General features: G+C 48.1%; 17 protein-coding genes. 12 read left to right on the top strand and 5 right to left on the bottom strand.

Annotated elements, in window-relative coordinates:
* Positions 1 to 103: 103 nt before the first annotated feature.
* The 8 genes from D0S45_18925 (at position 104) to D0S45_18890 (ending at position 7,376) form a co-directional block, all read left to right on the top strand.
* A complete protein-coding gene (locus D0S45_18925; GenBank protein TIH12176.1) occupies positions 104 to 2,917 on the top strand; it encodes an isoleucine--tRNA ligase in 2,814 nt (937 codons plus the stop codon).
* Positions 2,918 to 3,221: 304 nt separating this feature from the next.
* Positions 3,222 to 3,692 carry a signal peptidase II gene (gene lspA, locus D0S45_18920; GenBank protein TIH12175.1) on the top strand — a complete coding sequence of 157 codons (471 nt, stop codon included), beginning with the start codon at positions 3,222 to 3,224 and terminating at the stop codon, positions 3,690 to 3,692.
* Between the two features lies 1 nt (position 3,693).
* Positions 3,694 to 4,449, top strand: coding sequence for a prolipoprotein diacylglyceryl transferase (gene lgt, locus D0S45_18915; protein TIH12174.1), 756 nt, complete (start codon positions 3,694 to 3,696; stop codon positions 4,447 to 4,449).
* Complete coding sequence (locus D0S45_18910; protein ID TIH12173.1) at positions 4,449 to 4,685, top strand: PLDc_N domain-containing protein; 237 nt, start codon at positions 4,449 to 4,451, stop codon at positions 4,683 to 4,685. The genes lgt and D0S45_18910 overlap by 1 nt, the downstream gene beginning before the upstream one ends.
* Positions 4,675 to 5,598 carry a tol-pal system protein YbgF gene (gene ybgF, locus D0S45_18905; protein ID TIH12172.1) on the top strand — a complete coding sequence of 308 codons (924 nt, stop codon included), beginning with the start codon at positions 4,675 to 4,677 and terminating at the stop codon, positions 5,596 to 5,598. Before D0S45_18910 ends, ybgF begins: the two co-directional genes overlap by 11 nt.
* Positions 5,599 to 5,617: 19 nt before the next feature.
* The gene (locus tag D0S45_18900; GenBank protein ID TIH12171.1) at positions 5,618 to 6,046 is read left to right on the top strand and encodes a 4Fe-4S dicluster domain-containing protein; all 429 of its coding nucleotides are present in this window, start codon (positions 5,618 to 5,620) and stop codon (positions 6,044 to 6,046) included.
* Between the two features lie 34 nt (positions 6,047 to 6,080).
* Complete coding sequence (locus D0S45_18895; GenBank protein ID TIH12170.1) at positions 6,081 to 6,593, top strand: hypothetical protein; 513 nt, start codon at positions 6,081 to 6,083, stop codon at positions 6,591 to 6,593.
* Between the two features lie 42 nt (positions 6,594 to 6,635).
* Positions 6,636 to 7,376: a hypothetical protein gene (locus tag D0S45_18890; GenBank protein TIH12169.1), complete on the top strand. Its 741-nt coding sequence runs from the start codon at positions 6,636 to 6,638 to the stop codon at positions 7,374 to 7,376.
* An 18-nt stretch (positions 7,377 to 7,394) separates the two neighbouring features.
* On the opposite strand, the gene D0S45_18885 is transcribed toward D0S45_18890, so the two are convergent.
* From D0S45_18885 to D0S45_18870, 4 genes are all read right to left on the bottom strand, one after another.
* The gene (locus D0S45_18885) at positions 7,395 to 7,583 is read right to left on the bottom strand and encodes a hypothetical protein (GenBank protein TIH12168.1); all 189 of its coding nucleotides are present in this window, start codon (positions 7,581 to 7,583) and stop codon (positions 7,395 to 7,397) included.
* A gap of 1 nt (position 7,584) precedes the next feature.
* Positions 7,585 to 9,039 (bottom strand): hypothetical protein, encoded by a 1,455-nt coding sequence (locus tag D0S45_18880; GenBank protein ID TIH12189.1) that lies wholly within the window; start codon positions 9,037 to 9,039, stop codon positions 7,585 to 7,587.
* A gap of 212 nt (positions 9,040 to 9,251) precedes the next feature.
* Positions 9,252 to 10,556: a Na+/H+ antiporter NhaC family protein gene (locus tag D0S45_18875; GenBank protein TIH12167.1), complete on the bottom strand. Its 1,305-nt coding sequence runs from the start codon at positions 10,554 to 10,556 to the stop codon at positions 9,252 to 9,254.
* Positions 10,557 to 10,859: 303 nt separating this feature from the next.
* Complete coding sequence (locus D0S45_18870; protein TIH12166.1) at positions 10,860 to 12,041, bottom strand: formate-dependent phosphoribosylglycinamide formyltransferase; 1,182 nt, start codon at positions 12,039 to 12,041, stop codon at positions 10,860 to 10,862.
* 183 nt (positions 12,042 to 12,224) lie between these two features.
* Between D0S45_18870 and D0S45_18865 the strand changes: the two genes are divergently transcribed.
* Complete coding sequence (locus D0S45_18865) at positions 12,225 to 12,803, top strand: UbiX family flavin prenyltransferase (GenBank protein ID TIH12165.1); 579 nt, start codon at positions 12,225 to 12,227, stop codon at positions 12,801 to 12,803.
* 3 nt (positions 12,804 to 12,806) lie between these two features.
* A complete protein-coding gene (locus tag D0S45_18860; GenBank protein TIH12164.1) occupies positions 12,807 to 13,490 on the top strand; it encodes a metal-dependent hydrolase in 684 nt (227 codons plus the stop codon).
* Between the two features lie 220 nt (positions 13,491 to 13,710).
* On the opposite strand, the gene uvrC is transcribed toward D0S45_18860, so the two are convergent.
* Positions 13,711 to 15,513 (bottom strand): excinuclease ABC subunit UvrC, encoded by a 1,803-nt coding sequence (uvrC, locus tag D0S45_18855; GenBank protein TIH12163.1) that lies wholly within the window; start codon positions 15,511 to 15,513, stop codon positions 13,711 to 13,713.
* Positions 15,514 to 15,798: 285 nt separating this feature from the next.
* On the opposite strand from uvrC, the gene D0S45_18850 reads away from it, so the two are divergent.
* Together D0S45_18850 and D0S45_18845 are read left to right on the top strand one after the other, a co-directional pair.
* Complete coding sequence (locus tag D0S45_18850) at positions 15,799 to 17,184, top strand: hypothetical protein (GenBank protein TIH12162.1); 1,386 nt, start codon at positions 15,799 to 15,801, stop codon at positions 17,182 to 17,184.
* Positions 17,185 to 17,593: 409 nt separating this feature from the next.
* On the top strand, positions 17,594 to 19,012 hold the full coding sequence (locus tag D0S45_18845) for a hypothetical protein (GenBank protein TIH12161.1): 1,419 nt from the start codon (positions 17,594 to 17,596) through the stop codon (positions 19,010 to 19,012).
* Positions 19,013 to 19,166 lie beyond the last annotated feature (154 nt).

Genomic DNA, 19,166 nt, shown 5'->3' with positions numbered 1-19,166 from the left:
AGCTTTTTAATTTGAACATTAATCTTTCGTCAGCGTGAATGATTTAAACGGCTTTTAATTAAATATTATATCACTAAGAGAGTTCCGGAGGACTTTTCCAGTCATGAGCGATTATAAAAAGACTCTGTGTCTGCCCAAGACAAAATTTCCCATGAAGGCCAACCTCAAACAGCGCGAGCCTGAAATGCTCAAACGTTGGGAGGAAATATCCGTATACGACAAGATGGTTGAAGCTAACGCTGATGCCGAACAGTACGTGCTGCACGACGGCCCCCCGTATGCTAACGGCCACATTCACATGGGCACAGCCATGAACAAGGTCCTCAAGGACATTATCGTTAAATCCCGCAACTTGCAGGGCATGAAAGCCGAATACGTTCCCGGCTGGGACTGCCACGGTCTGCCCATTGAGCACAAGGTTGAGCAGGAACTCAAGAAAAAGAAAAAAGAACTGCCCACCACCGTTATCCGCAGACTCTGTCGCGAATACGCTGAAAAGTTTGTCGGCATCCAGCGCAAAGAATTCAAGCGTCTGGGCGTGCTCGGTAACTGGGAAGATCCTTACCTGACCATGAAGCCGGAATACGAGGCAGCAACTGCCCGTGAACTGGGTCGTTTCATGGAAAAAGGCTCTGTTGTACGCGGCAAGAAACCCATCCACTGGTGCTGCGATTGCCGCACAGCCCTTGCTGAAGCAGAAGTTGAATACGAAGATCACACCTCCCCTTCTATTTATGTACGCTTCCCGCTGAATGACGAGAAAGTACTCAAAGCACTGCCTGAAGATGTTGCTTCCAAGGTGGATCTGTCCCGCACCTACGTATGCATCTGGACCACCACCCCTTGGACCATCCCTGACAACATGGCGGTGGCTGTTCATCCTGAATTTGAATACGCTGTTACCGAAGTAAACGGCGACATCTATATCCTTGCTGAAAGACTACTCCCCGTTTGCGCGGAATCCTTCGGCTGGGAAAGCTGGAATGTGCTGGCAACCGTTGAAGGTGCCAAACTTGAAGGCGCAGTTGCCAAGCATCCCATCTATGATCGCGAATCTCCCGTCGTGCTTGCAGATTACGTAACTCTCGATTCCGGTACCGGTTGTGTTCACACCGCTCCCGGCCATGGTCGTGAGGACTTTGAAACCGGCCTGAAGAACGGACTTGAAATATACTCCCCCATGAACAACAGCGGTGTGTTCCTCAAGGAAGTAGAATTTTTCGGTGGAATGAATGTTTGGGAAGCCAATCCTAAGGTCATCGAAAAACTTCAGGAACTGGGCAACCTGTTAGCACAGGAAAAAATCTCCCACTCCTACCCCCATTGCTGGCGTTGTAAAGAGCCGGTTATCTTCCGCGCAACCACCCAGTGGTTCATCGGCATGGAAGAAAACGACCTGCGCGCCAAAGCCCTCAAGGCCATCAAAGATGATGTTGAGTGGATTCCTGCATGGGGTGAAAAACGCATCTACAGCATGGTAGAAAACCGCCCCGACTGGTGTATCTCCCGTCAGCGTAACTGGGGTGTGCCCATCATCGCCCTGATCTGCGAAGATTGCGACGAAGTATACAACGACTCTGAATGGGTTTTCTCCGTAGTAGACGAATTTGAAAAACACGAACGCGGTTGTGACTACTGGTTCGAAAAATCAGTTGAAGAAATCGCTCCTGACGGTCTCAAATGCCCCAAATGCGGCGGCAACCACTGGGCCAAAGAAGACGACATCCTCGACGTATGGTTCGATTCCGGTACCAGCTACGCAGCTGTTGTGGAAAAGCGCAAGGAACACCGCTTCCCCGCTGATCTGTACCTCGAAGGTTCCGACCAGCATCGCGGCTGGTTCCACAGCTCCCTGCTCGCTTCCGTAGGTACCCGCGACGTGCCTCCCTACAAAACCGTACTGACTCACGGTTACGTTGTGGACAAAAATGGGCGCAAGATGTCCAAGTCCATCGGTAACGTCATGGCACCACAGGAAATCATCGACCAGCATGGTGCAGAAATCCTGCGTATGTGGGTTTCCGCCGTGAACTATCAGGAAGACGTGCGTATCTCCGACGAAATCCTGAGCCGCATGGTTGATACTTACCGCCGCGTGCGTAACACCTGCCGCTACATCCTCGGTAACCTTGACGGTTTCAACCCCGAGACTGACGCAGTTGCCCCCGCGGAAATGCTGCCCGTCGACCATTTCGCTCTTGATCTGGTGGGCCGCCAGCACGAAGTAATCCAGCAGGCTTACACCAACTTTGAATTCCACAAAGTTTACCACACCCTGCACAACCTCTGCACCACCGAGCTTTCCGCGTTCTACCTTGATATCATCAAGGATAGACTCTACGTGTCCGGCGAAAAGAGCTTAGAGCGTCGTTCCGCACAGACCGTACTCTGGCAGACCATGCTCATGCTGCTCAAAGACATGGCCCCCGTTCTTTCCTTCACCGCAGAGGAAGCATATTCCCACCTGCCTGAAGAAATGAAAGGTGACGCCGAAACTGTCTTTGCTATCCGTCCCGAGCTGCTCAAGGCAGAAATCGACGATGCCGAGCGCAAGAGATGGGAACTGCTCATGGAAGTTCGCACCGAAGTTACCAAGGCAATTGAACCGCTGCGCCGCGAGAAGGTCATCGGTCATTCCCTTGATACCAAGATCACCCTCTTCGCCAACGAAGACATTGCCAAGGCTCTCGAAAACATCGAGCATCGTGAATTCTTCATCGTATCCGGTTTTGAAATCGCGCCTCTGGCCGATGCATCCGACGATGCAGTCAAGCCTGAAGAGCTCGAAGGACTGGCAATCAAAGTCGAAAAAGCGCAAGGTGAAAAATGCAGCCGCTGCTGGAGATACGACACCCTCGGCTCCAATGCAGATCATCCGGAACTCTGCCCGCGCTGCACAGCAGTTCTGGTCGGTTAGTTCCAAAAAGCTCTTTGTAAATTAAATAAGTAAATGCCCCCGCCCTTCTCGAAGGACGGGGGCATTTTTTAAAGAAGTGTCTCCGACGGCCCTCCGGGGGCCAAAGAAACTTTTTGAAAAAAGTTTCTCTGGACTCTTCAAAAACTTTTAATAGGGCTTCGCCGCTTGTATATTCGAAAGTAGCTATACCGCGCTACTTGCGAAGCATACTAAAAGGTTTTGAAAGGATGGGGTCTGGGGAAGGAAAACTTTTGCAAAAGTTTTCCTTCCCCAGCCGCCGGAGGCATCCCAAAAAGGGTTCCATATGAATAGATATGCTTTGGCTGGGACAATTGCGACAGTGACGCTGATCTTGGACCAGATAACCAAGATAGCAGTACGCGACAAAATGGCTATGTGGACATCAGAGGTCATTATTCCTGGATTCTTTAATCTGGTCCATGTGGTCAATAAAGGTGCGGCATTCGGATTCCTGAACCGTGCGGATATTACCTGGCAGCGTAACTTTTTTGTTGTGGTTACGATCATTGCACTTGGCGCGATTGGAATGCTGCTTAAATCTGTTGAGGAACGGGATAAATTCCAGATTGTGGGACTTGGCTGCGTGCTGGGCGGTGCCATTGGTAATTTGATTGATCGGCTGCTTTATCATGAAGTGACCGACTTTCTGGATGTCTACTATGGATCGCACCACTGGCCTGCTTTCAACATAGCGGATATCGCCATCTGCGTGGGTGCTTTTGCCCTGATCATATCCTTTTATAAGAATAAGTAAGATGAATCCGATCCTGTTCAGCATAGGTTCTATCAATATTTACGCTTACAGCGTGTATCTGACTGCCGGGTGCTTGCTGGGCATAGGCTGGGCCATGCGCGCAGCAAGGCTTTGGGAACTGGATTACAAACTGGCTCCGGTAACCGGGCTAATCACCGTTATCAGCGGCGTTATCGGCGCGCGGGCAGTTTATGTTGCCCTGTATCCGCAAGAATTCATCGGGAACCTGTTTAAAATATTTTACATATGGCAGGGCGGACTTGTTTTCTCCGGTGCGATTATCTTCGGTTCACTGGCAGGATTGCTTTACCTGCGTTCCAAACAACAGCCGATTATGGATTGGCTGGATTGTTTTGCACCGGGTCTCGCGCTGGGCCAAGCTGTGGGACGGCTGGGATGTTTCTTTGCCGGATGTTGTTACGGCAAACCGACAGACCTGCCGTGGGCAGTTACTTTTAAAAATACAGCATCGCTGGCCCCGCTCTTTCAGCCCCTGCACCCGACGCAACTTTACCACTCACTGGCCGGACTGATTACATTTCTGATTCTGCTTGTTGCCGGTAACTATATCCATACCGAAGGCCGCATTACCGGACTATTCCTTGTATTATTTTCTATGTTCAGATTTATTATTGAATTTTTCAGGGCGGATTACCGGGGCGAACTCGGTCCCCTGTCCATGACTCAGTTCATAACACTTGTCTTTTTCGCAATTGGTATATACCTGTTATCAATATACAAAAAAAGGAGTTCCTAATGTTCTTCGGATCAATTCCCAATCTTCCCATGGAAACCTGGATCATCATCCTCGGCAGTGTCGGTCTTTTTGCAGCCTTGACACTTTTCGCTATATGGGATGCATTCAACAGGGAATTTCCGTCAAACATGGAAAAAGTCGGCTGGATACAGCTTGCGATTTTTATTCCTTTTTTCGGCTGTCTGGCTTACTTTCTCCTCGGTAGAAAAAGGGGGATAAAAAATAATGAAGAATAATATGAAAAAATCTCTTATTGCTGCCCTGATCGCCTTTCCTCTGGCTACAGGCCTGAACGGCTGCGTAACCACATCCGATATGGATAAAATGCGTCTGGAGCTCAGGCAGACCAGAACCCAGCTCAATAAAAAGATAGATAACGTTGACCAGCAGGTAGCAGCTGACAACGTAGCTCTGCGTGAAGAAATAAAAAATTCCAGCTCCCCGGTGCAGACCCAGCAGGCAAACATGTATGCTGAAGTTAATGCCCTGAAAATGCAGGTCGCCAAACTTCAGGGAACAGTCAACACTATGTCCCAGTCTGTTAGCAGACTTGATGCCGGAGACAGCAATAGTACCGTATCGCTTGAAGACCTTTCCCAAAAAGTTGAAAACATGCGTCTGGCCCTTGAAAGCCAGCTCGCCATCGACCTCGGTTTGATCAAGGCGCAAGCTCCCAAAGATAAAGCAACACAGGAAGCTGTGGATAAAACGGCTGTTGCCATTGGCGGAATCGCCGCAGTGGTTGCCCCTGAACCTAAAAAAGTGGAATCTGCCGACCCGGCGCAGGCCTTGTACGATAAGGGACTTGCGTTGTTCAAAGAGCGTAAATACAAAGACGCTATCAGGGATATGGCCGAATTCACCAAGACTTTCCCTAAGCATAAGCTTGTTCCCAACGCGATTTTCTGGGAAGGTGAATGTTACTACCAGCTCAAGGATTACGCCAATGCCGCCCTCAAATATCAGGTCGTCATTGCCAAGCATTCCAAAAGCAACAAGTACAGACCCGCACTGCTCAAGCAGGGACTCTGCCTGATCAAACTGGGCAAAACAAAGTCCGGCCGTTATATCCTTGAGGACCTGATCAAAAAGGCCCCGGATTCCGCAGAAGCAAAACGTGCGAAAAGCATTATCAAAAACTTAAAATAATCTAACCGGATACAACATCATGAGCGAGAGCAAGAACTTTAACAAGATTATCCACCTTTCTTTCCCACCGAACACATCCGGCCGCCCGGTAGTGTGCAATCTGGGAAAACTCTACAACCTCAGCTTTAACATCCTTAAAGCTGACATCAACCCCAGACTCGAAGGCAGCATGACCCTCGAGATTACCGGGTTTGAAGAAGATTATCACAAAGGTATCAACTACCTTAAAGAAAACGGGGTAAGACTAATCCCCGTTGCCCAGAAAATTGCTAGGGATGAAGAATCCTGTATGCACTGCGGCATGTGTCTCGCCATGTGCCCCACCGGTGCCCTTTCCCTTGAAAAGGACACCCGTCTGGTTCTTTTTGATTTGGAAAAATGTACTGCCTGTGGACTCTGTACTAAGGTCTGTCCCGTACGGGCTATGGAAGTTGATCCGCAGGATTAGTTACAACAGCTAAAGGCAAATTAAGGAAATCCACATGGACCGGAACACGCAACACTACGCCAGTGTGAAGACCCGCATCAAGGGACATGGCCGCATCTCTTCATCTCTGGAGAGCCAGCCTGTGTATCGTGGATTCACCGGGATGAAAAAACACCCGGCTGAAGACCTTGATGATTCAAAAGTTCCGGAATGGCTGAAGGTCTACGTAACTGAACTTGACCGCAAGCTGGATCAGCTGCTCGGTATGCAAAGTAAACTAGATCTTAAGAATGATTTCCCTATTGACCTTGAAATAATAGAAATTTCCGGTAACGGCATGATCTTCCGCTCAGAGGACGTCACAGCCCCCTGTATAATAGAAGTGGTTGCGGAAATTGAACAGATTCCTATGCGCCTTGCCGGGGCAAAGGGGCACATCAAAGCTGGCAAGAAAGACAGCTACTGGGTAATGAAATTTGAAAAAATCAGGGAACACGACCTTGAATCCATTATCCAATTTGTTTTTAGTGAACAGCGTGAAATAATCAGAACCGAAAAGCTGGGTTAGCCCTGCAACTTTATTAATAAAGCCAACGCCAAGGAGAGCGCAGTGATTCATGATGATCAGATAGTGCGGGAGATGATGGAAAAGGTCTCTGAAGACCTTAGTAAAAGTCTCAAGGATAGCATTGCCGACGCAGTGCAAAAAGAAATATCCAAGAGCATGTCTCAGACATTGCTTGAAGGAGAATTCTACCGCCGCATCAACATTGACCTGCAAAACGGTCTCCGGGATATCTATCAGGAGGTTGCCAAGGCTAAAAAAGGCCCTGCCGGTTCTCCTGAACCAGTAATCAGTGTTGATTCCGATCCTGATCAGCTTTTCACCGAAGCTTCCGACCAGCTTGATGCCATCATGCGCACCACGGAGAAAGCAACGCAGGATATCATGGATATTCTTGAAAAAACTCAGGAAACCCAGTTCGCTCTTGCAAATATTGTTAAAGCTTTTGAGTCCGGCGGCGTAAAAAAAGAACAGCGTCAGGAACTGGCCAATATCAATGATACGCTAGGTCAGGATATCATGACCATCATGACCACCCTCTCCTTTCAGGATCTCACCGGGCAGCGCATCAAGATCATCATCGATACCATCAAGAGTGTCGAAAAAATCGTCCTTGATCTGTACATGTCCACCGGGCTAAAGATCAAAGCCCGCGAAGAGGCCCCGGATAAATCCCTTGCAGAACTTGATCAGGAAGCTGAATCCAAAATGAGCGAACTAAAAGGCCCCACCGAAAAGGCCGATCAGGGTGACGTGGATGATTTGTTGGCGTCGCTTGGGTTGTAGAGATTTTATGGATTAGATTTAGATTTTATTTAGTGGAAATTTTAGAGCGGGAAGCCTTATCTTTGGATGGGGCTTTCCGCTTTTTTTGTTTTCTTTCTCAGCTTCTTCAGGAATATTTTCTTTGTACTTAGATTTATCCATTTCACCCTTGGTGATTGAAATAGCCTGCTTGAGACTTTTGTGGATACGGTCTCCGGTAGTTGTCATATTAACTCTCTTTCTTTTCATCGAGTTCATCTAGCCAGCCTTGAACTCTTTCAATCATTGGTGCTGCGCCGAGCTGCTTGTATAGGTCGAGAGATTTTTGCCAAAACTCTTCCGCACCTCCAAGGTCACCCTGAGTCTGACGAATTAAGCCGAGGTTTGCGTACTGAATAGCGAAAACTTCCTTATTGCCCAGTTCATCACTTATTTTCAAAGCCTTATTATAAAACTCTTCCGCACCTTCAAGGTCACCCTGAGTCTGACGAATGTTGCCGAGGTTGCCGTACTGAATAGCGATACGTTCTTTACTTCCTAATTCCTTACCAATCTCAAGTGCCTTATTATAAAACTCTTCCGCACCTTCAAGGTCACCCTGAGTCTTACGAATTAAGCCGAGGTTGCCGTAATCAGCAGCAATACCTTCTTTGCAGCCCAATTCTTTATCAATCTCAAGTGCCTTGTTATGAAACTCTTCCGCACCGTCAAGGTCTCCCTGAGTCTTACGAATTAAGCCGAGGTTGCCGTAATCAGCTGCCATACCTCCTTTGCGGCCCAACTCTTTTTCAATAGCTAATGATTTTAAATGGTACTCTTCCGCACCTTCAAGGTCACCCTGAGTATTACGAATTAAGCCGAGGTTGCCGTAATGGATTGCCATACCTTCCTTGCGACCTAGGTTCTCGTCAATCGCAAGGCCCTTATTATAAAACTCTTCCGCATCTTCAAGGTCACCCTGAGTCTTACGAAGGTTGCCGAGGTTGCCGTAAGCAATTGCTTTCCATTCTTTATCATCACTCTTTAGTTGTAAAACTTTCTTATACGCTTTTTCCGCTGCTACCATATTTCCAAATAACTTATGCAAAATCCCCAAACGATTCCACGCTTCCGCACTATTTGGATCAAGATCAACCGATTTCTGATACGCACCAAAGGCTTTTTTAGGATCATTCATAAAAGCTAAAAATCCTGCATTACGATATGCTTCCGCTGCCTTTAAAGAACTTTCATTGGCAGATTCTTCATCCTTTTGAGCTTGCTTTATATAAAAAGCCTCGGCTAAATCAGTATTACCATTCGCAAGTTCTGCTTTAGCTTTCGCAGCGAAATCATCTTCTTCTGGAGTTTCTTGCTCCTCATCCAAACCATTAACAATATCTTCCAGTGTTTTTATATATTCTTCTCTAGATTGAAGGACTTCCTGCGTCTGGCACAGTTGACTATCCTTTTCACAAAGCTTTGCAAAGATTTCCTGCGCCAATTGGTTTGAAGGGGCAACTTCAGGTAAATTAACATTAACAGGGATATTAAGCGGTGTAGAAACAGACGTATGTTTCTTTCTTTTTCTCAAACTACCAACGAAATGAGTGACAAACTGATAAGTAGCGACCACCGCACAAATAAAACCAAACTTTAAGCCAAGGCTCAAACCCCAAAACCAAGGAAAGCCCGGTACAGCCATAGCAGCATCAAGTATCTGAGCATAATTAAACAAATCCAAACCTCCCCCATAGATCAAAAGCACAACAACAATTATCACAATCCCATTTTCTAAAATGATTAACGATACGAATACGATCCGTCAATACAGAATGACAATTTCAAGCACATCATAAGAAATCCCCCGCAACCATCAGGCTGCGGGGGACTTCTTCAATCAATATTTCCGAATAATTATTTTCTGATTCTGGGAAATCCGGTCAGGATACTCAGCACTGCTACTACTGCAAGAATGAAGCAATAATGCATGTTGCCGATGATCTCCAGCGGAGAAAGCCCGGAAATGGACCCGGCGAGCAGGATCTGTGCGCCGTAAGGAATAAGCCCCTGTACTATGCAGGAGAAGATATCCAGCAGACTTGCGCTGCGGCGCGGATCAACATTGTGGCTTTCTGCAATTTCCTTGGCCATGCCCCCGGTGAGGATGATGGCTACGGTGTTGTTTGCGGTACAAAGATCAGACATTACAGAAAGTGCACTGATGCTGAACTCCCCGGCCTTGGTGGACTTAGTGCCCTTGGTCAGTTTGCCGATGAAGTTGATAATGTAAGTGATACCGCCATGGAACTTGATAAGCTCTCCAAGACCACCCACCAGCAGGGAAAGTACAAGAATTTCCTGCATACCAGTGAAACCTTTGTAGATATCCTGAGAGAAAGTGAGCAGATTGAAGCTATCAATGGAAGCAAAACCAACCGCCCCGGTGAAAACGATACCGGCACCAAGGACGACAAAGACGTTCACGCCAAGCACTGCCATGATCAAAATGGTGATGTACGGCAGCACCTTAAGCAGGCTGTAACCGCCATCGGATACGACCTGACCACCTTCTCCGGCAAAATATAGAATAATGACGGTGAATATTGCCGCCGGTAGCGCAATGAGCAGGTTCATCTTGAACTTATCACTCATCTTACAGCCCTGTGTACGAGTCGCGGCGATTGTGGTGTCGGAAATCATGGACAGGTTATCACCGAACATGGCCCCGCCCACTACTGCGCCCATGAGCAATGCGGAAGGAATATCAGTCTTCCCGGCAACACCAACCGCAATAGGCGCGATGGCGGCAATGGTTCCCATGGAAGTACCCATGGCAGTAGCGATGAAAGCTGCAATTACAAACAGCCCCGGCAGAACCATGGATGCGGGAACAATGGACAGACCGAGGTTAACAGTAGATTCAACCCCGCCGATGGATTTAGCAACAGAAGCGAATCCGCCAGCCAGCAGGTAAATCATACACATGGTGACGATACCCGGCTCACCCGCACCGCGTAGAAAAATATTAATCTTGTCGTTGAGCTTGTCCTTGCCCATCCAGATAGCCCACGCAATGGCGGGCAGAATGGCAACCGTGGCGGAAAGCTGGTAGAAAGCCATGCTGGTTCCGTTCATGGTCAGGAAAGATCCGGTTCCAATAAAAATCACCAAAAATAGACCTAATGGCGCTAGGGCCAAACCGTTTGCTTCCTGTTTCATACCACTATATTCCTATATAAAGAGTTAGACATATAGTCCGGTCAAAAAAATATCCACCTAATGGCGTTCTGTTCGGACCAATTTAAGAAAATCTACGTAAGCAACCACTTATTATTAAAAACAAGCAATATTTGCGTTAAACTTTCTGTTTTTGCGTTACTGCGAGCAAATTAATGCTCACCTTTTGGTTGTTCTGTCAATGAAAACCGGACAGCTTTTCTTTAACCGATTCTCAAAGGGAAAAGCTCCTTCTGCACCAACACGGCACAAAAGGAGCTTTTTAATCAAACAATACAGTAAAAATTAATACTCAATTTCTACAGCGGAAGAAACGCGAATAGCACGAGATTTGGCATCTTCCACGTCATCGCCGAGGGCAAGAGCAACGCCAAGACGACGCACGCCGTCGCATTCACCCTTCCCGAAAATAAGCACTTTGGTGTCAGCTTCTTCAAGAGCCTTATCCACATTGGCAAAAGCCGGAGCTTCAGACTTTCCATTGGAAAGAATTACACTTGATGCCGCAGGACCGTATTGACGGATTGCCGGAACAGGCAGACCGAGAATAGCCCGCACATGCAGGGCAAATTCACTCAGATCCTGAGAAATTACGGTTACAAGTCCGGTATCATGAGGACGCGGTGAAACTTCGCTAAAAATGACTTCCTCACCTTTGACGAACAACTCCACGCCGAAAAGCCCCCTGCCGCCAAGGGCATCAGTTATTCTGAGAGCGTAATCCTGTGCATTGGCAAGAGCTGCATCAGTCATAGGCTGAGGCTGCCAAGATTCACGGTAATCACCATCATCCTGTCTGTGCCCGATAGGTGCGCAATAGGAAGTTCCCCCGGCATGACGCACGGTAAGCAGTGTGATTTCATAGTCGAAGTCAACAAAGCTTTCTACGATGATGCGCCCTTCCCCGGTCCTTCCGCCGGACTGGGAATAATCCCAAGCATGATCAATATCGGCTTCAGACTTCACAGTACTCTGCCCTTTACCGGATGAACTCATGACCGGCTTGATCACGCAGGGAATACCGATTTCTTTTAACGCTTCAAGGTACTCTTCCTTGGTATCGGCAAATTTGTAAGGGGAGGTTTTCAGACCGACTTCCTCAGCAGCAAGACGGCGAATGCCCTCGCGGTCCATGGTCAAACGGGTAGCGCGGGCTGTGGGAACTACATTGAAACCTTCATTCTCCAACTCAAGCAGAGTCTCAGTGGCGATAGCTTCAATTTCCGGCACGATGAAATCGGGCTTTTCAGTTTCGACAACACGGCGAAGTTCCGCAGCATCAAGCATGGAAATTACATAACTGCGATGCGCGACCTGCATGGCCGGGGTATTTTCATACCTGTCCACGACAATGACCTCAACGCCGAGACGCTGAGCTTCGATGACAACCTCTTTACCAAGCTCGCCGCCGCCAAGCAGCATCAGTTTGCGGGAAGAAGCGGTTCCGGCAGTACCGAGAGTGACCATAAATATTACTCCGTAAGGTGTTTTGTCTTGTGGGAAATTTGTTTTGTGTGGGTGCGTTTTTAGTCTCATAAGGCGGGCAAAATTTCAAGGAATTAGATGCACCCTTCTCCTTGTCATCAATACCCCCCTGTTGTATTTTTATCTTCTGTACTGACTAGCCCCCAAAGGAGTATCCTTATTAATATGGACAAGAAAAAAGTAATCCTCGCCGCCAGCGGTGCCAGCGGAACCATGTATGCGGTCAAACTGGCCCAGCATCTTGGCTCTCTGGATAATATTGAACTGCATCTGATTATTTCCGATGCCGCCCTGAAGGTGATGGAGCTTGAAACCGAATTCAAGCCGGAAGACCTGACCGGACATGCGGATTTCGTATACAGGCAGGATAACATCGCAGCTCCTCCGGCCAGCGGTTCATGGCAACATGCAGGCATGATAGTCTGCCCCTGCTCCATGGCTTCACTTGCAGCGATTGCACAGGGACTGGGCAGTAACCTGATCCACCGGGCCGCAGATGTCTGCCTTAAGGAACGGCGCAAGCTGATTCTGGTCACCCGCGAAACTCCCCTAAACCTGATCCATATCCGCAACATGGAAACAATAACTCTTGCCGGGGGCACGATAATGCCAGCATCACCGGGATTCTACCACGCTCCCAAAAGCATTGATGATATGGCGGCGCACATGGCAGGAAGAGTCCTTGAACAAATGGAAATTTCACACGATTTATACCGCCCGTGGGGCGAAGAATCAGCGAGGTAAGCTATGAAACACGTATTCACTTGGAACGGTCATTCAAATTTCACCATCCAGTCTGACGATAAAACCATAATCATCGACCCCTTTTTCGAAGGCAACCCCAAAGCCTGCGCAACATGGGAATCCATCAGCAAAGCAGATGCCGTGCTGGTCACCCATGACCACGGCGATCATATCGGTCAGGCGGTGGAGATCTGCAAGGCCACCGGAGCGACGCTGGTCTGTATTTTTGATCTGCTGGAAAAAATGATTGAACAGGGAGTTGATCAGGAAAAGCTGATCGGCATGAACATTGGCGGAACAGTCAGCGTTGCCGGGATCAAGATCAAAATGGTTCAGGCCATGCATTCTTCTGCTACCGGAGCACCAGCCGGATACATCCTTACATACGAAGATGATTTCTGTATCTACTTTGCCGGGGATACCGGGCTTTTCGCCAGCATGGAACTCTTCGGCAAGTTGCACAATATTGATGTAGCCCTGCTGCCCACCGGAGGCTGGTTCACCATGGATTCAAAAGATGCGGCCTACGCCTGCAAGCTGCTGAATTGCAAGACCGCCATCCCCATGCATTTCGGCACCTTCCCAATTCTGGAGCAGGATACTGTAAATTTTAAAGAAGCATGCGCCGAGCTGGCACCAGAATGCAAAGTAATCGAATTAGAAATAGGAAAAGAAGAAGAGATTTAAGAGCCTTCGGCGACCCTACCGGGAGTCCCTCCGGGGGCTTAAACCCTCTTGCAAAAGGGTTTAAGAATCCCAAAAACTTTTATTAGGGCTTCGCCGTCTGTATATTTGAAAAAAGTATAAACGCGCTAAATGCGAAGCAAATTAAAAAGTTTTGAGGGGATGGGGTCTGGGGAAGGGGAACTTTTCCAAAAGTCCCCCTTCCCCAGCCGCCGGAGGCATCCTAAACGTCCCTAAAAGCATCAAATATCTGCTGAGCGCGCTTCTTGCCGATTCCTTGAACATTAGAAAGATTTTCCACGGAAGCCTCTTTCATCTTCTGCACAGAACCGAACTCATCCCAGAGCAACCGGGCGGTCTTGGGACCGATTCCGGGCAAAGAAAGCACTTCGCTCTGCAAAACCTTCTTCTTACGCGACTTGCGCTGCCTACCGATTACAAATCGGTGCGCTTCATCACGGATGCGCTGTAGATAAAGCAGTTCCGGGCTGCCGCCCTTGAGCGGGAGATGATTCTTACGTCCGGGCCTGAAAATACGGTCATCCAATTCCCCGGCCTTGCGGGTCGGCCCTTTGGCAATGGAAGCTAGATGCGGGATCGGCTCAGAGTGCGTCCAATTCTCGGCAAAAGCCTTCTCTACGGATGCGAGCTGCCCCTTACCCCCATCTATTAATATAAGGTCCGCCCATGGAGGGCCGGAATCAATGCGCTTAATCACCCAGTGAAATAAGGCGGCATAATCGTCAGAGGAATGCTCCAGTTCCGGGAAAGCATAATTTCGATACTGGGATTTCTCAGATTTGCCTTCCTCGTAAACCACCATTCCCACGCGCATACCCTCCCCGCCTAGATGAGAAGCATCAATGCATTCAATACGCTGCGGCGGACCTGAAAGCTTTAGTTTTCCGGCAAGTAGGTCGAGAATATTGTCATTCTCTTTTTCTTTGAGACCCAGTGCAGCATTCTTGCGGGCAATCTCCAACAGCCGCTTTTCTTCACCACTATGTGGAGTTACGATCCGCACCGTGGATTTGCTGCGCTCACTGAGCAGTTCAGCCGCGCCCTGCATATCAAATTCAAAGGGCACAAAAAGCTTTGGGGGAATAAATTTTGTCGATGAATAAAACTGAGAAACAAAGCTGTTTAAAATTTCCTCGCCATCCTCAAGACTTAGCCCCGGCCAAAAGAAATTCTTTTTATCGAGCAGACTCCCTTTTCTAATAAAGAGCAGTCCCAATCCTACTCCCTGCGTAGATTCCGCCAGCGCGATTACATCGATATCCGATCGCTCATTAAGCACCACGGACTGTTTTTCCACCGTCTTCTGAATGGCCTTGATCTGATCACGAAACTTTGCGGCATTTTCAAAATCGAGTGCGTCCGAAGCTTCTTCCATCTGACGACGCAAGGAACCTATAAGGTCACCTGCCTTGCCGGAGAGCAGCATCTCAACCTGATGGACCAACTCCATATAATCCTGCCGGGGAATAACATTCACGCATGGTCCGAGGCATTGCCCGATATCATGGTACAGGCAAGGCCGGACCCGGTTGCGGAAAGCTGAATCAGAACATTTACGTAAGGGAAAAACCTTGCCGAGCACCTTCCATGTCTCACGGGCAAAATAGCTGGAGGTGTAGGGGCCGAAATAAACAGACCCATCTCGCACAACTTTACGGGTCATGCGCAGCCGGGGATATTCGGATTTCTTATCCAGCTGGAAAAGCACGTACTGCTTGTCATCGCGCAGAACCACATTGTAACGCGGCCGATGCTTCTTGATCAGGCTGGCCTCAAGCAGCAGGGCTTCTTTTTCGGTTCCGGTAACGAGGGTATCAATGGAATGGATTTTTGAAACCAGCACCCGGGTCTTAGGCGTATGCTTATGCATAGCCCGGAAATAAGATGCTAGTCTTTTGCGCAGCTCCCGCGCCTTCCCAACATATATAATACGTCCTGATGAATCCTTCATCAGATACACGCCAGGCAATGTCGGAAAATCGACGCTGTTAAATTCAAATCCCATTTATGCTGCTGCCTTTTTAATCTGCCATATAGTTAAAACTCAGACCTATCTCCCTCCATACTCACTGTCAATAAAGGGTTTCCATCAATTGGATGCTTTGAATAAATTACCATCCAAAATTTCGGATTCATCGTTTTTTCAGGTTAAATTTTTTTAACTCATTAGCAAATGGGCCAAAAATTGATGCTCTGCGGGTAGTTATGAAATCCAGCAAGAATTAAAACGGATCACAACAATAGATGTCAGGCAATTGTTATAAAACTCATTCAGCAAAAGAAGGTTAACATGAAAAAAATTGCAATCCTTGCAGTCCTAACCACTATGGTTCTGGGTTTCGCAGCAAGCGCATCCGCAGTTGATCTGGACGCTAAAGGTAAAATTCAGTTCCAGATGAACATTATCGACAATCAGGATTTCCTGTCTGAAAAAGACGGCGGCAACAGCGACGACGATTTGAACTTCTGGTTCCGTGCTCGTACAGAATTTCGCTTTGTTGCTAACGAAAACCTCTGGGCAGTTCTGTACACTCAGTACAAAAACCGTATTGGCGACGGCGGAATCAACACTGACTCCACTAACGCAGATGACAACTCCCTGACCATTAAGCGTGCATACATGCAGTTCCGTTTCCCCGGCACTGAAGTTTTGACATCCGCTGGTATCCTCTCCGTTAACCTGCCCGGTGCTGCTGCAGGCAACATGGTTCTTGGTGATGCCGACCTCGGAACTTTCATGGTTGAAACTCCTATTACCGACCAGATAGCAATTGCTGGTGCTTTCATCCGCAACACTGACCGTTATGGTGTAGACGGTGACGGCGCCACCAACAAAAGAGATGAGCTGGACATCTTCTACGCAGCTCTGCCCATCACAATAGATGGTATCTCTGCTACTCCTTACTTTGCATACTCCATCATCGGCGACAAAGCTGTTAATGATGCAGGTGCCACTTTGCCGGGTCTCGCCGGTCCAGTAGGTTCCGCTCAGACCAAAAATGCTAACGCATGGTGGCTCGGTACTTCCTTCTCCATGGATATGTTCGATCCTATCGTCTTCAACGCTGACATCGTTTACGGTGCTGTAGACGCAGATGCTAAAGACAATGATCGTTCCGGTCTGCTTTGTGATGCTTCTCTGGCCTACACAGGACTTGACTTTGTTCAGCCTAAAGTGCTTTTCGCCTACTCCACAGGTGAAGATGACGACACCGATAACGGTTCCGAACGTCTACCCGTTATCGCTAACGACTGGGCCTTCGGTACCACTTACTTCGGTGGTTCTGCTCTGACTTCAACAGACTTCGACAACGTAGAACAGCTCGGTTTCTGGACCATAGGTCTCTCTCTCGAAAAGATTTCCTTCTTCGAAAAACTGAGCCACGACATTCACTTCCTGTACATTCAGGGTACCAACGACGCCAAACTTGTTAAAAATCACAGCGCAAACTTGGCTAACATCACAGATGACGGAAACTTCCTAACTGACGAAGACTACGCAATCGAAATTGACTTCAACACCAACTACCAGATTTATGACGAACTGGCAGCTATTGTGGAATTCGGTTACGTTGATGTCGATCTCGACGAAGACACATGGAGAAACGTTTCCGCTCGTGACGGTAAAACCGATCCCATGCTCAAATTTGCATTTGGTCTGGTCTACTCTTTCTAAAAAACTCAAAGACAACAGCCTGATATCATGGGCCGGAAGCATACGCTTCCGGCCCTTTTTTCTTTTAATCAATGCCGAAAAATCGACACTTTTTAAATTCAGGTTTCCCCCGGGCATGTCCTGTAAAAAAATTTAAACTTGTCTATAAGGGATCCCTTCAGAAGGGTAATCAATGAATCCCCCTGTCAGTATTGCCTTAAGAGGCAGACTTGAAAACTCTAGAGAATATCTATGTTTTTATCAGCAATGCCGGGGTATAAAAATTTATACGGTAAAATTTTTTTTACCCTTGTCAAAAAAATGTAACTTTTCACTTGCCATGAGTTTGCTGAAGAGCTAGAACTGTCCCTGAAGGTAGGCGTCAGGCAATCGTGCTTAAACTCATTTATTCAGCAAAAGGATAAAAATAATGAAAAAACTTGCAATTCTTGCAGTACTCGCATGCATGGTCTTCGGCTTTGCTGCTTCTGCATCCGCAGTTGATCTGGACGCTAAAGGCCAGTTCCAGTTCCAGATGAACATGATCGACAATGCGAACTTCCTTAATGATAAGGATTCCGCTACCAGAGGCAACGACGACCTGAACTTCTGGTTCCGTGCTCGTACCGAATTTCGTTTCATTGCAAACGAAAACCTCTGGGCAGTTCTGTACACTCAGTACAAAAACCGCGTAGGCGACGGTGGACTCAACACTGACTCCACTAACGCAGATGACAACTCCCTGACCATTAAGCGTGCTTACCTCCAGTTCCGTTTCCCCGGTACTGAAGTTCTGACCACCGCTGGTATCGCACCTGTTGACCTTCCCGGCGCAGCCGCAGGCAACATGGTTCTCGCTGGTACTGAGCGTGGCCTGTTCATGGTAGAAACTCCTATCACTGATCAGATCGCACTTGCTGGTGCTTTCATTCGCAACACCGACCGTTTCAACACTGATACCGTTGCCGGTGCTGCCACAGCTAACAACCGCAAAGACGAAATCGACATCTTCTACGCAGCACTGCCCATCACTATCGATGGTCTCTCTGCTACCCCTTACTTTGCATACTCCATCATCGGCAACGCTGCTGCTGCTGGTAATGCTGCTGTTGCAGGTTTTGCTGCACCCGGTACTGCTGCACAGACCAAAAACGCTAACGCTTGGTGGCTCGGTACTTCTTTTGCAATGGATATGTTCGATCCCATCGTTTTCAACGCTGACATCGTTTACGGTGCTGTTGACGGCGACGTAAAACAGAACGATCGTTCCGGTCTGTTCTTTGATGCTTCTCTTGCTTACACTGGTATGGACTTCGTACAGCCCAAACTGGTATTCGCATACGGTACTGGTGAAGATGACAAAACCGAAAACGGTTCTGAGCGTCTGCCCGTTATCGCTAACGACTGGGCTTTCGGTTCCACCTACTTCGGTGGTTCCGCTCTGACTTCTGCTGACCTCGACAGCGATGAACAGTCTGGTTTCTGGACTGTTGGCCTTTCTCTCGAGAAGATCTCCTTCTTCGAAAAACTGAGCCACGACATTCACCTCCTGTACATCCAGGGTACCAACGACAAAGACCTGATCAAAAGCGCTACTGCTGGCGTTACCAACACCAACATCGCTGCTGACGGTAACTTCCTGACCACCAAGGACAATGCTTTCGAAGTTGACTTCAACACCAACTACCAGATCTACGACGAACTGGCTGCTATCGTTGAATTCGGTTACGTAAACATGAACCTTGACAAAAACGTTTGGGAAAACTCCCCCGTTACCGGCGCAGCTGCTCGCGCAGGTAAAGACGCTGACTGCCTCAAGTTCGCAGTTGGTCTCGTTTACAAGTTCTAAGAAATCTTAGAAATTTAGCATAGCCTTGACGCCGGGGGCCGGAAGTTTGCAAACTTCCGGCCCTTTCTATTTCCCAATGCCTCGCCCTATTCTGCTCGACTTTTAAAGCGCATTAAGATAAGGGAAAAACACATCAGAAATACTTCTCTTCGTA

It is taken from the genome of Marinifilum sp. JC120, assembly GCA_004923195.1.
Taxonomy (GTDB): Bacteria; Desulfobacterota; Desulfovibrionia; order Desulfovibrionales; family Desulfovibrionaceae; genus Maridesulfovibrio.
The sequence above is the reverse complement of the archived record's forward strand: the minus strand, read 5'-3'. Positions and strand labels throughout refer to the sequence as shown.